This window comes from Arthrobacter sp. JB02-1C (genome assembly GCF_057748045.1).
On record NZ_CM173235.1, the window covers coordinates 2,126,230 to 2,138,505 of the forward strand.

A 12,276-nucleotide genomic window follows, 5' to 3' on the forward strand; every position below is an offset into this window, starting at 1 on the left:
TGAGCGAGCTTTCCCGGCGGCCGGCACCGAATCCGGCGTCGAGCCGGGCACCGAATCCGTGGTCGACTGGGCAGCCCTCGCGGCTGCCGCCGTCGCCGCGATGAACAACGCCTACGTTCCGTATTCGAAGTTTCCGGTGGGGGCCGCGGCCCTCACCTCGGACGGCCGTATCGTCAGCGGCTGCAACGTCGAAAACGCCAGCTACGGCCTCACCCTGTGCGCCGAGTGTGCGCTGGTCGGAAATCTGCACATGACCGGCGGCGGGCTGCTGCGCGCCTTCTACTGCGTCGATGCGCACGGCGCCGTGCTGATGCCCTGCGGGCGCTGCCGGCAGCTGCTCTATGAGTTCCGGGCCCCCGGCATGGAGCTCATGACCACACAGGGCATCAAGACCATGGACCAGGTGCTTCCCGACGCCTTCGGTCCCGAAAACCTGGAGGAGACCCGATGAGCCAGAGCACCAGCAACACTCCCGCCGGTAAGGCAGAGGCCTTCGACGCCGTCGACATCATCCGGATCAAGCGGGACAAGGGCGTGCTCAGCCCGGCCCAGATCGACTGGACGATCGACGCGTACACCCGCGGCGCCATCGCGGACGAACAGATGGCGGCGCTCAACATGGCGATCCTGCTCAACGGGATGGAGCGCGCCGAGATCTCCCGCTGGACCGCCGCGATGATCAACTCGGGCGAGCGGATGGACTTCTCCAGCCTTCGCAGGCCCGACGGCGGCGTGAAGACCACCACGGACAAGCACTCCACCGGTGGGGTGGGGGACAAGATCACCCTTCCGCTGGCCCCGCTCGTGGCCGTATTCGGTGTTGCCGTCCCGCAGCTCTCCGGCCGGGGCCTGGGCCACACCGGCGGCACCCTGGACAAGCTCGAAGCGATCCCGGGCTGGCGCGCGGCGCTGAGCAACGAGGAGATACTGGCCCAGCTCCAGGACGTGGGAGCGGTGATCTGCGCCGCCGGCGCCGGCCTGGCACCGGCCGACAAGAAGCTCTACGCCCTGCGCGATGTGACCGGGACCGTCGAAGCCATCCCGCTGATTGCCTCCTCCATCATGAGCAAGAAGATCGCCGAGGGCACCGGATCACTGGTCCTGGACGTCAAGGTCGGCAGCGGCGCGTTCATGAAGGACGAGGCCCGGGCCCGTGAACTTGCCGAGACCATGGTGGCGCTCGGCAAGGACGCGGGCGTCAACACGGTGGCGCTGCTGACGAACATGAACACGCCGCTGGGACTCACCGCGGGCAACGCGATCGAGGTTGAGGAATCCGTGGAGGTCCTCGCCGGCGGAGGTCCGGAAGACGTCGTCGAACTCACCGTCCGGCTGGCCGAGGAGATGCTGGCCGCCGCGGGCATCGCGGACGCGGATCCGCGCGCGGCGCTCCGGGACGGACGGGCGATGGACGTCTGGAACCGGATGATCGAGGCCCAGGGCGGCGACCCGCGCGCCAAGCTGCCGGTCGCCAAGGAATCCGAGACCGTCTACGCGCAGGCGGACGGCGTGCTGGTGGAACTCGACGCGATGGCCGTCGGCGTCGCCGCCTGGCGCCTCGGCGCCGGCCGTGCCCGCAAGGAGGACCAGGTCCAGGCCGGCGCCGGTGTGCGGATGCACGCCAAGCCCGGTGCCACCGTCCGGGCCGGGGAGCCGCTGATGACGCTGCTGACAGACACCCCGGAGAAGTTCGGCCGCGCCAAGGAAGCGCTGGAGCACGCCGCCGTGATCGCCCCGGAGGGATCCCGTCCGGCCCAGCAGCTGATCATCGACCGCATCGGCTGACCCGGTGCGGCCGGGCCGGGCAGTACACTGGCTGCACAGCATTCCGGGAGAAACCGGGTCCCGCCGTGCGTTAGGAAACCGTGCAGGCAATCAATGACTTCATCCTGGCAGCCGCAGGCCAGCCCTGGGTCCTGCTGCTGGTTTTTGCCTGCTGCGTGATCGACGGCTTCTTCCCCCCGGTGCCCAGCGAATCCGTGGTGGTCGGCCTGGCCGCCGTAGCCGCCACAGCCGACGTGCCCAATCCCGGCCTGCTGATCGCGGTTGCCGCCGCCGGCGCGTTCGCAGGAGACAACCTCGCCTACCTGATCGGCCGTGCCGCCGGCACCGAGCGCTGGGCCTGGATGCGGGGCCGGCGGACGCAGCGGGCGGTGGGATGGGCCAGCCGCGAATTGCGGAAGCGGCCGGCGTCGCTGATTATGGTGGCACGGTTCGTTCCAATCGGCAGGGTAGCCGTCAACCTGACCGCGGGTGCCACCCGCTACCGGCACAGCCATTTCATTGGGCTCACCGTGCTGTCCGCGATGCTGTGGGCCGGATATTCCGTGGCCATTGGGCTCTTCTTCGGCCAATGGTTCGAGGACAACCACCTGCTCGGCGCAACCCTTGCGATCATCTGCGCGATCGCCCTGGGCATCGCCGTGGACCTCACCATCGGCAAGCTGCGCGGCACGCTTCCCGAGGGCCTGGCGCCGGAAGAATTGGGCCCCGCCGCGCCGCGGGCCGAAGGGTAGCTTCGCGGCGCCGGGAACCCTGCCGAAACGGGCGCCGTCATCATGCCGGATGCGTAGCGCAACACGCCCTGCCCGTGGGACACTTATGATGCGATTCCTCACATGTTGGTGTCGCGATTCTGCCCGTCCCTGTACGACCCGAAACCTTCTCGTTCTCTAGGAGCCCAGCCCGCGTGGAGTTCATTAATGAGGCCGTGCTCCATGCAGCCGGCCAGTGGTGGATTTACCCCCTCCTGCTGGCGTTTTTCTTCGTGGACGGGTTTGCCATGGTGGTGCCCAGCGAGACGCTGATCGTTGCCCTCGCCGCGTACTCCCGGCAGAGCGGGCAACCCAACCTGTGGCTCCTGGGCCTGACCGCCCTGGTCGGTGCGGTTGCCGGCGACAACATGGCCTACCTGCTGGGCCGCAAGATCGGCACTGAACGGTTCCGCTGGATGCGCCGGCCCAAGGTCCAAAAAGTATTCGGCTGGGCGCGCTACGAACTCGAAAAACGCGGCGCCGTGTTGATCTTCACCGCCCGCTACATCCCCTGGGGCCGGGTGGCCGTCAACTACGTCGCGGGCACCACGGGCTTCCCGCACCGCCGGTTCTTTTTCCTGGACGCTTTCGCGTGCGTGACCTGGGTGATCTACTCCGTCGGGATCGGCCTGCTGGCCAGCTCCTTCCACTGGCTGCACCACAACCCGCTGCTCAGTGCCGGGATCGCCGTCGTCTTCGCGATCGTCCTCGGCGTCGCGGTCGACCACACGCTGCGCTGGTGGCACAAGCGGCTCGCCAAGCACGACGGATCCGACGTCGGCGAGGAAGCCGCGCCGGACGCAGCCAAGGTTCCGGCGCTGGCACCGCGGTCCGCGCTGGCTCCCGGCGCGGACGCCGCCCGCAAGTAGCGCCCGACGCCGTCCGACCCTATGGTTGGAACGTGACTGAGACTATTCCTGACGCTGCCCCTGACCTCGACTTCGACCTGAAGGGCCTTCCCAAGGTCTCCCTTCACGACCACCTGGACGGCGGACTGCGCCCGGCCACCATCATTGAGCTCGCCGAACAGGCCGGCCATACCCTGCCCTCCAACGACCCGGTCGCCCTGGGGGAGTGGTTCCGCGAATCAGCAGACTCCGGCTCGCTGGTTCGTTACCTCGAGACCTTCGACCACACCATCGCCGTGATGCAGACCAAGGAGGGTCTGTTCCGCGTCGCCAAGGAGTTCGTCGAGGACCTCGCGGACGACGGCGTCGTGTACGGCGAGGTGCGCTGGGCCCCCGAACAGCACCTGCAGCAGGGCCTGACCCTCGACGAGGCCGTCGAGGCTGTCCAGGCCGGCCTGGACGCGGGTGTCGACGCCGTCGCCGACTCCGGCCGCGACATCCAGGTAGGACAGCTGATCACCGCCATGCGCCACGCCGACCGTGGCCAGGAGATCGCCGAACTCGCCGTCCGGCACCGCAACAACGGTGCCGTGGGGTTCGACATTGCCGGTGCCGAGGACGGCTTCCTGCCGGCCCGCTTCAGGGACGCCTTCACCTACCTGGCCCAGCACAACTTTCCCGCCACGATCCACGCCGGCGAGGCCGCCGGGCTGGAGAGCATCCAGTCCGCGCTGGTGGACGGCCGGGCCCTGCGCCTGGGCCACGGCGTCCGGATCGCCGAGGACGTCACGGTCGAGTTTGATGAGGCCGACTCCGCGGACGCCGACCCGGACAGCGACGAGGTGGACGACAACATCGGCCTCGTCACCCTCGGCGAGCTCGCCAGCTGGGTCCGGGACCGTGGCATCGCGCTGGAAATCTGCCCGTCCTCGAACCTGCAGACCGGTGCGATCGCCGGCTTCGGCGAGGGCATCGAAAGCCACCCGGTGGACATGCTCTACCAGCTCGGCTTCAACGTCACGATCAACACGGACAACCGCCTGATGAGCGGGGTGACCCTGACCGATGAGTTCGAACTCCTCGTCGAGACCTTCGACTACGATCTGGACGACCTCCTCGAGCTGACGCTGAACGCTGCCGAGGCCGCCTTCCTGCCGCTGGAGGAAAAGGAAGCCCTGGTCGAGTACATCAACGAGGCCTACGCCGACCTTGGCTAAGGACCCCAACGCGGTGGAGGCGCTGCTGGACGTGATCGCCCAGCTGCGCGTCCACTGCCCCTGGATGGGGGCGCTCAGCCACGGGTCCTTGGTGGAATACCTGCTCGAGGAAGCCCACGAGGTGGCCGAAACCATCGAGGCCGGCGGCGGTGACGACGAGCTCCGGGGCGAACTGGGCGACGTGCTCCTGCAGGTCGTCCTGCACGCCCGCCTCGCCGAGGAACGGGGCGCCTTCGGCTTCGACGACGTCGCCCGCGGGCTGCGGGAGAAGATGGTCCGCCGTAATCCGCACGTGTTCCGGCCGGATGGATCCCTGCAGGGCTCCTTCCCGGCCACCGTGCAGGAGATCGAGCAGAACTGGGACGCAGTCAAGAAATCCGAGCGGCCCGAACGGGGCAGCGCCTTCGACGGCGTCCCGGAGGCCCTGCCGGCGCTGGCCCGGGCCCGCAAGCTGATGGACCGTGCCGAACGAGCCGGCCTGCCCACCCCCGCCGGCTCCGCCGTCGAAAGCGCAGAAGACTCCGAGGAGCGGCTCGGCGAATTGTTGTTCGGCATCGTGGCCGCCGCCCGCCGGCACGGCCTGGACGCGGAACGGGCACTCCGCTCGGCGAACCGGCGGTTCGAGCGTAACGCCTCCGGCGGCTCGGGCTCCGCTCCGCGGGCGGGGCTGGACAGGCTTCCGTAACCTGGGCCGCAAGGCACTAGGCTAGGGGCGACGAGGACGTCGGTTTTCGGCTTGAAGTACCGCTAGATTCCAGCATTCAGATTCCCAGCAGACCGCTTCACCCAAAGGAGCAAATCCATGGCGCTTATCGATGCCATCCACGCACGCGAGATTCTTGATTCCCGCGGCAACCCGACCGTAGAAGTTGAAGTCCTTCTCTCCGACGGCCAGATCGGCCGCGCGGCGGTCCCTTCGGGCGCATCCACCGGCGAACACGAGGCCGTGGAACTGCGTGACGGGGACAAGGGCCGCTACCTTGGCAAGGGCGTGCAGAAGGCCGTCGACGCCGTCATCGACCTGATTGCCCCGGCCCTGATCGGCTTCGATGCGACCGACCAGCGCAGCATCGACCAGGCCATGATCGACCTGGACGGCACCCCGAACAAGGGCAAGCTCGGCGCCAACGCGATCCTGGGCGTGTCCCTTGCCGTCGCCAATGCCGCCGCAGCCTCCGCCGACCTGCCGCTTTACAAGTACCTGGGCGGCCCCAACGCCCACGTCCTGCCGGTGCCGTTGATGAACATCCTCAACGGCGGATCGCACGCAGACTCCGACGTCGACATCCAGGAATTCATGGTCGTCCCGCTGGGCGCGGAAACCTTCTCCGAGGGACTGCGCTGGGGCGTCGAGGTGTACCACGCCCTCAAGGCGGTCCTGCAGTCCAAGGGCCTGGCCACCGGCCTCGGCGATGAGGGCGGATTCGCGCCGAACCTGCCGTCCAACCGCGCGGCCCTGGACCTGATCCAGGAAGCCATCAAGAACGCCGGCTACACCCCGGGCAAGGACATCGCGCTGGCCCTCGACGTCGCTTCCTCCGAGTTCTTCAAGGACGGCTCCTACCAGTTCGAAGGCAAGACCCTCAGCTCCGCCGAGATGAGCGCCTACTACGCCGAACTGGTGGCCGACTACCCGCTGGTCTCGATCGAGGATCCGCTGGATGAGAACGACTGGGAGGGCTGGAAGTCCCTCACCGACTCGATTGGGGACAAGGTCCAGATCGTCGGCGATGACCTGTTTGTCACCAATCCTGAGCGGCTGCAGACCGGCATCGACTCCGGCACCGCCAATTCGCTGCTGGTCAAGGTCAACCAGATCGGATCCCTGACCGAAACCCTCGACGCCGTGTCCCTGGCCCAGCGGAACGGGTACACCACCATCACCTCGCACCGCTCCGGCGAAACCGAGGACACCACGATCGCGGACATCGCGGTTGCCACCAACGCCGGCCAGATCAAGACCGGCGCCCCGGCCCGGTCCGAGCGGGTCGCCAAGTACAACCAGCTGCTGCGCATCGAAGAAGAGCTCGACGACGCGGCACGCTACGCGGGGCGCAGCGCGTTCCCGCGTTTCAAGGGGTAGTACCCGCCTAAAGGAGGAACCGGTGGCTATGGTGGAATGACCATAGCCGCCGGTTCTGTTTCGGCCCGCTTTTGGCCCGCGTTGAAGGAGTGACATGGCAACCCGCCGTCCGAAGGTTCCCCGGGCCGCAGCTGCGGTCCCGAAGCCCACGGCCGCCGGCCAGGGCGAAGCCGCCGGCGGCGACCTCATCCGGGCCGACTTCGGCGGACCCCGGCAGGGGAGCGCGCCGGAAACGCCCACCCGCCGCGCCGGCGCACCCGGGCAGCCCGGTCCCCTGACGCCTGGCCACCGTCCCGCCACGGGCGGTGCCGACAAGGGCGCGCCAGCCTCCGCCTCCGGCGGTGCAGGCAAAGGCGCGCCAGCCTCCGGCGGTGCCGGCCCGGGCGCCAGGGTGAGGGGCGAGCGGGCCGGCGTTCTGGAGGTTGAGGCCGCCCCCGTCCCCGCCAAGGCCTTTTCCGGACGGATGCTCGCCCTCGCACTGGTGATGGTCGCCATCACCATCATGCTGGCGCCATCGGTCAAGATCTTCATTGACAAGCGTGCCGAGATCGCGGACCTGCAGGCCGATATCGCGGCCAAGCAGGCCAAGCAGACGGACCTCAAACGCCAGGTCTCCCGCTGGCAGGATCCCAACTACGTGAAGCAGCAGGCCCGGGACCGGATTAACATGGTTATGCCCGGCGAAACCGGTTACTGGGTTTTCGGCGGCGATCTTCCGGCCGGGAGCACCGGTTCCGGTGACGCGGCAGGAACAGCTGCAGACCCGGCCAACCTGCCGTGGGTGGATTCCCTCTGGGAGTCCATCACCCGATCGGCGACAGACTAGACGCGGCGCCCGCCGCCGGACGACCGCGACCCGGCCGTCCCAACAGGGCAGGAAGGTGCCGCGCCAGTGGACCAGAACCGAGCATCCGATCCCCGGACCGGAAACCCCGTCGACGCTGCCGGCGTTGCCCCGAGCGACTCCCGCCGGCCCTCGTCCCGCGATCTGGATGTCTTGAGCCGCCAGCTTGGCAGGCCGGTCCGCGACGTGGTCGAGATCCCGGCCCGCTGCGTCTGCGGCAACCCGCTGGTGGCGGCCACCTCACCCCGGCTGAGCAACGGCACGCCGTTCCCCACCACCTTTTACCTGACCCATCCGGTCATCACCGCCGCGGTCTCCCGCCTGGAGGCGGCCGGGTTGATGAACGACATGAACGGCCGGCTCGGCGCAGACCCGGCCCTCGCGGACGACTACCGGGCCGCGCACGAGGCCTACCTGCGCTCGCGTGCCGAGATCGGTGATCGCGCGGGCATCGGGCCAGTACCTGAAATCGACGGAATCTCCGCCGGCGGCATGCCCACCCGGGTCAAATGCCTGCACGTCCTCGTGGGCCATTCGCTCGCGGCCGGTCCCGGGGTGAACCCGCTGGGAGACGAAGCCATCACGGGCATCGGGCAATGGTGGACGCGGGATCGCTGCTATTGCGACGGCGCCTGGGACACCGGCGGGGAAGCCCCGTCCCGCGATTTAAGCCGGCACGGTCCACAGGGCCTGCCGGAAATCGTCGGACGGCCCGCCCCGCTCCGGAAATCCGGCGGCAGCGCCGGAACCGGCACTACCGACGCCGGCAGCACCGGAGCGGGGCAGTGACCCGCGTTGCCGCCATCGACTGCGGCACCAACTCGATCCGCCTGCTGATCGCCGACGTGGACGGCGAGGGCTCCGCGCCGGTGCTCACCGACGTCGTGCGTGAAATGCGGGTGGTCCGGCTGGGCCAGGGCGTCGACGCGACCGGTGAGTTCGCCCCGGACGCCCTGCGTCGCACCCTCGACGCCACCCGGGACTACGCCGAGCTGATCCGCCGCCATGGCGCGGGGCGGGTCCGGTTCGTGGCCACCTCGGCCACCAGGGATGCCCGCAACCGGCAGATCTTCATTGACGGGGTGCGGGAGCTCCTCGGCGTCGAACCCGAGGTCATCAGCGGTGAGGAGGAAGCCGCGCTGTCCTTCGCCGGGGCCAGCAGTGTGCTGCCCTCGCGCGGCGCGGACCCCGTCCTCGTGGTGGACCTGGGCGGGGGCAGCACCGAGTTCGTGCTCGGCGACGCCGGTGGGGTCATCGCCGCACAATCGGTCGACGTGGGGTGCGTCCGGATGACGGAACGGCATCTTCTCGATGACCCGCCCACCGCCGAGCAGATCGCGGCGGCGGAAGCGGACGTCGACGCCGCCATCACTGCGGCCGCGCTCACCGTGCCGCTGGAACGGGCGACCGCCCTGGTCGGCGTCGCCGGCTCGGTCACCACCATCACGGCCCATGCCCTGCGGCTGCCGGAGTACTCGGCCGCGGCGATCCACGGTGCCGAACTGGACCTGGCCACGGTCAGTGCCGCGTGCACCTCCCTGCTGGCCATGACCCGCGCGGACCGGGCTGCCCTGCCCTACATGCATCCGGGCCGGGTGGACGTGATCGGCGCGGGCGGCCTGGTCTGGCGACGGGTCCTGGCACGGATGAGCGAGGCCACGGAGGGCCGGATCGCGACCGCCGTTGCCAGCGAACACGATATTCTGGACGGAATTGCCCTCAGCATCAGCTAGCTGCCGACCCCGATAGTCCACCCCCTGCCGTTCCTGGCGCGCCGCCGGGCCCGGGCAACTGCCAGCGCCGTGCCCAACCGCGGCACCACCAGACGAACCGCCGATTGGACCCGAATGACCAGAGCAACAGCCCGGTTCCGCCGGACCGCCTCCGCGATGCTGGCCGTGGGCCTGGCGTTCGGTACTGCCGCCACGGCGCTGACTGCCGCCCCGGCAGCCCACGCCGACGCCACCAGGGACAAGGAATACTGGCTGGCCGAGTCCGGCATTACGAAGGCCTGGGAAGTTTCAAAGGGCGCCAACGTTAAGGTCGCCGTAATCGACAGCGGAGTCGACGGCAAACACCCGGACCTCAAGGGGGTCCTCGCCGGCGGAACGGACGTCTCCGGGGCCGGCACCCCCGACGGGCAGAAGAGCATCGGCGCCAAACCCGAACACGGCACGCTGGTAGCGACCATGCTTGCCGGCCGCGGCCACCAGCCCGAGAGCCCGAGCCCAAGCCCGAGCCCGAGCGGGAGCCCCAGCCCGAGCCCGTCCTCCGGCCCGGGAGCCGGCCCCGACGGGATCGTGGGCGTCGCTCCCGAAGCCCAGCTGCTTTCCGTGTCCACCTGGCTTGGCTCCGCCAACCCGGGCGGCAAAAGCGACCAGGACCAGATCCCGGCCGCGGTCCGGTGGGCCGTGGATAACGGCGCCCGCGTCATCAACATTTCGCTCGGCAGCACCTCCCCGGAGTGGCCCCAAAGCTGGGACGCCGCTTTCCTCTACGCCGAGCAAAAGGACGTCGTGATCGTCGCGGCAGCCGGCAACCGGGTGGGCGGCAACATCCAGGTGGGTGCTCCCGCCACCATTCCCGGTGTTTTGACGGTCGCGGGCCTGGACCGCAAGGGCGCCGCCAGCATCGATTCTTCCTCGCAGGGCATCAGCATCGGCGTGGCGGCGCCGGCCGAGAGCCTGGCCGGCGGCCTGCCGGGCGGCGGATATGCGGACTGGGCGGGGACCTCGGGCGCCACCCCCATCGTGGCCGGCGTCGCTGCCCTGATCCGGTCCAAGTGGCCGAACATGCGGGCCAGCCAGGTGATCAACCGGATTGTCAGTACCGCGAAGGACGCCGGCGCGCCGGGCAAGGACCCGTTGTACGGCTTCGGTGTGCTCGACGCCGAAGCCGCGCTGAAGGCCGACGTGCCGGAGACCGCCGTCAACCCGCTGGGCTCGATTTCCGAGTGGATCGGGGTGCACCGGCGTGGGAAGACCGTGAGCTCCCAAGCGCCGGCACTGCCCAGCCCGTCGAGCGCCGCGCCGACCCTGCCGGAAGCGACAGTACCGGCCGCGAAGGCACCTTCGCCCGCCGACAGCGCGGTCCCGGCGATGGTGGTGCTGGGCTTCGGCGGGCTCTTCATCTGCATCATCGCCGCCGCCGCCATCCAGCTTCGCCGGGCCGCCCGTGCTGCCGCTCCGGCACCGGCCGAAAGTGCGGGCGGCCCGGAAACCAGTGCACCGGACGAGACGGGCGCTCCGGCACCCACCAGTTAGTGAAGATTTTCACAAACTGCGGTATTCTTGGGGGCATGGCATCCACTCCTCAGCTCCAGGACCGTCCCAGGGTACTCGTCGTCGGCGGCGGGTACGTCGGCCTGTACGTAGCCCTCAAACTGCAGAAGAAGATCGCGAACGCCGGCGGCATCGTCACCGTTGTCGACCCGCTGCCCTACATGACGTACCAGCCGTTCCTGCCGGAGGTCGCCGGCGGCAATATCGAGGCACGCCACGCGGTCGTCTCGCACCGCAGGCACCTGACGCAGACCGAACTCATCGAGGGCCGCGTCCTCTCGATCGACCACGCCAACCGCACCGCTGTCGTGGCCCCGGCCGACGGCGGCGAGAACTTCGAAATCCCGTACTTCGACGTCGTCCTGGCCGCCGGCGCCATCACCCGCACCTTCCCGATCAAGGGCCTCGCGGAGAAGGGCATCGGCCTGAAGACCATCGAGGAAGCTGTCGCCCTGCGCAACAGCGTGCTCGAGCGCATCGAGACCGGCTCCCTGATGACCGACCCGGTGCAGCGCGCCCGTGCCCTGACCTTCGTGGTGGTGGGCGGCGGCTTCGCCGGCATCGAGTGCATCACCGAGATGGAGGACCTGGCCCGGGCCGCGGTGAAGAAGAACCCGCGCGTCCGGCAGGACGAAATCCGCTTCGTGCTGGTCGAAGCCATGGGCCGCATCATGCCCGAGGTCACCGCCAAGCAGGCGGAATGGGTCGTCGAGCACCTGCGCAGCCGCGGCATCGAGGTCCTGCTGAACACCTCGCTGGACAACGCCGAGGGCTCCATCAAGCTGATCAACCTGCCGGACAAAACCCCGGCGCAGGAATTCGAATCCGACACCCTCGTCTGGACCGCCGGCGTGCAGGCCAACCCGATGGTCCGCTCGACGGACTTCCCGCTGGAGCCCCGGGGCCGGGTCCGCGTCCTCGCCGACCTGCGGGTCTCGGGCGACGAAGGCATCATCGAAAACGCCTGGGCCGCCGGCGACGTCGCGGCCGTGCCGGACCTCACCGGCAGCGGCCTGCCCGACGGCACCTGCGTCCCCAACGCCCAGCACGCACTGCGGCAGGCCAAGCGCCTCGCCAAAAACCTGTGGGCCTCCCGTTGGGACAAGGAACTCAAGGACTACAAGCACAAGAATCTGGGCGCCGTCGCCGGCTTCGGCGAATGGAAGGGCGTTGCCAACATTAACCTGGTCGGCCGCATCGGCCTGAAGGGCCCGCTGGCCTGGCTGGCGCACCGGGGCTACCACGGCCTGGCGATGCCGACCGTCGAGCGCAAGATCCGCGTGATCTCAGGCTGGTTCTGGCAGCTCTTCCTGGGCCGCGACACCACCCAGCTGATGGACCTGGACAACCCGCGCGGTGCGTTCGTGGCCGCTGCCACGCCGGCTCCGAAGCCGGCCGCCGCTGCCACGGCGCCGGCCGCCGCGGCTCCCGTGAAGGAAACCGTCACAGCTAACGCCAAGTAACCACCA

12 protein-coding genes are annotated in these 12,276 nt (G+C 69.2%); all 12 read left to right on the forward strand.

The window, feature by feature from the left end; all coding sequences use genetic code 11:
• Positions 1 to 100 precede the first annotated feature (100 nt).
• The 12 genes from AC3ANP_RS10160 to AC3ANP_RS10215 all read left to right on the forward strand — a co-directional run bounded on the left by AC3ANP_RS10160 (position 101) and on the right by AC3ANP_RS10215 (position 12,270).
• Positions 101 to 451, forward strand: a complete 351-nt coding sequence (locus tag AC3ANP_RS10160) for a cytidine deaminase (RefSeq protein ID WP_488333017.1) — start codon at positions 101 to 103, stop codon at positions 449 to 451.
• Positions 448 to 1,785 (forward strand): thymidine phosphorylase, encoded by a 1,338-nt coding sequence (locus AC3ANP_RS10165; protein WP_488330066.1) that lies wholly within the window; start codon positions 448 to 450, stop codon positions 1,783 to 1,785. The genes AC3ANP_RS10160 and AC3ANP_RS10165 overlap by 4 nt, the downstream gene beginning before the upstream one ends.
• Before the next feature lie 80 nt (positions 1,786 to 1,865).
• Positions 1,866 to 2,516 (forward strand): DedA family protein, encoded by a 651-nt coding sequence (locus AC3ANP_RS10170; RefSeq protein ID WP_488330067.1) that lies wholly within the window; start codon positions 1,866 to 1,868, stop codon positions 2,514 to 2,516.
• A gap of 173 nt (positions 2,517 to 2,689) precedes the next feature.
• A complete protein-coding gene (locus tag AC3ANP_RS10175; protein WP_488330068.1) occupies positions 2,690 to 3,403 on the forward strand; it encodes a DedA family protein in 714 nt (237 codons plus the stop codon).
• Between the two features lie 32 nt (positions 3,404 to 3,435).
• Complete coding sequence (locus AC3ANP_RS10180; RefSeq protein ID WP_488330069.1) at positions 3,436 to 4,599, forward strand: adenosine deaminase; 1,164 nt, start codon at positions 3,436 to 3,438, stop codon at positions 4,597 to 4,599.
• 64 nt (positions 4,600 to 4,663) lie between these two features.
• Positions 4,664 to 5,284 carry a MazG nucleotide pyrophosphohydrolase domain-containing protein gene (locus AC3ANP_RS10185; protein ID WP_488333018.1) on the forward strand — a complete coding sequence of 207 codons (621 nt, stop codon included), beginning with the start codon at positions 4,664 to 4,666 and terminating at the stop codon, positions 5,282 to 5,284.
• 117 nt (positions 5,285 to 5,401) lie between these two features.
• Entirely contained in the window at positions 5,402 to 6,682 is a 1,281-nt protein-coding gene (eno, locus tag AC3ANP_RS10190; protein WP_488330070.1) for a phosphopyruvate hydratase, read from the forward strand.
• A gap of 94 nt (positions 6,683 to 6,776) precedes the next feature.
• Complete coding sequence (locus AC3ANP_RS10195) at positions 6,777 to 7,508, forward strand: FtsB family cell division protein (RefSeq protein ID WP_488330071.1); 732 nt, start codon at positions 6,777 to 6,779, stop codon at positions 7,506 to 7,508.
• Between the two features lie 66 nt (positions 7,509 to 7,574).
• Entirely contained in the window at positions 7,575 to 8,315 is a 741-nt protein-coding gene (locus AC3ANP_RS10200) for a DUF501 domain-containing protein (protein ID WP_488330072.1), read from the forward strand.
• On the forward strand, positions 8,312 to 9,259 hold the full coding sequence (locus AC3ANP_RS10205; protein WP_488330073.1) for a Ppx/GppA phosphatase family protein: 948 nt from the start codon (positions 8,312 to 8,314) through the stop codon (positions 9,257 to 9,259). The genes AC3ANP_RS10200 and AC3ANP_RS10205 overlap by 4 nt, the downstream gene beginning before the upstream one ends.
• A gap of 114 nt (positions 9,260 to 9,373) precedes the next feature.
• Positions 9,374 to 10,789, forward strand: a complete 1,416-nt coding sequence (locus AC3ANP_RS10210; RefSeq protein ID WP_488330074.1) for a S8 family serine peptidase — start codon at positions 9,374 to 9,376, stop codon at positions 10,787 to 10,789.
• 35 nt (positions 10,790 to 10,824) lie between these two features.
• The gene (locus AC3ANP_RS10215) at positions 10,825 to 12,270 is read left to right on the forward strand and encodes an NAD(P)/FAD-dependent oxidoreductase (RefSeq protein ID WP_488330075.1); all 1,446 of its coding nucleotides are present in this window, start codon (positions 10,825 to 10,827) and stop codon (positions 12,268 to 12,270) included.
• Positions 12,271 to 12,276 lie beyond the last annotated feature (6 nt).

Excerpts from the sequence above, each read along its gene's own strand:
- AC3ANP_RS10160 (WP_488333017.1), top strand. The coding sequence starts at position 101 with ATGAACAACGCCTACGTTCCGTATTCGAAGTTTCCGGTGGGGGCCGCG.
- AC3ANP_RS10165 (WP_488330066.1), top strand. The coding sequence starts at position 448 with ATGAGCCAGAGCACCAGCAACACTCCCGCCGGTAAGGCAGAGGCCTTC.
- AC3ANP_RS10185 (WP_488333018.1), top strand. The coding sequence starts at position 4,664 with ATGGGGGCGCTCAGCCACGGGTCCTTGGTGGAATACCTGCTCGAGGAA.
- eno (WP_488330070.1), top strand. The coding sequence starts at position 5,402 with ATGGCGCTTATCGATGCCATCCACGCACGCGAGATTCTTGATTCCCGC.
- AC3ANP_RS10195 (WP_488330071.1), top strand. The coding sequence starts at position 6,777 with ATGGCAACCCGCCGTCCGAAGGTTCCCCGGGCCGCAGCTGCGGTCCCG.
- AC3ANP_RS10210 (WP_488330074.1), top strand. The coding sequence starts at position 9,374 with ATGACCAGAGCAACAGCCCGGTTCCGCCGGACCGCCTCCGCGATGCTG.
- AC3ANP_RS10215 (WP_488330075.1), top strand. The coding sequence starts at position 10,825 with ATGGCATCCACTCCTCAGCTCCAGGACCGTCCCAGGGTACTCGTCGTC.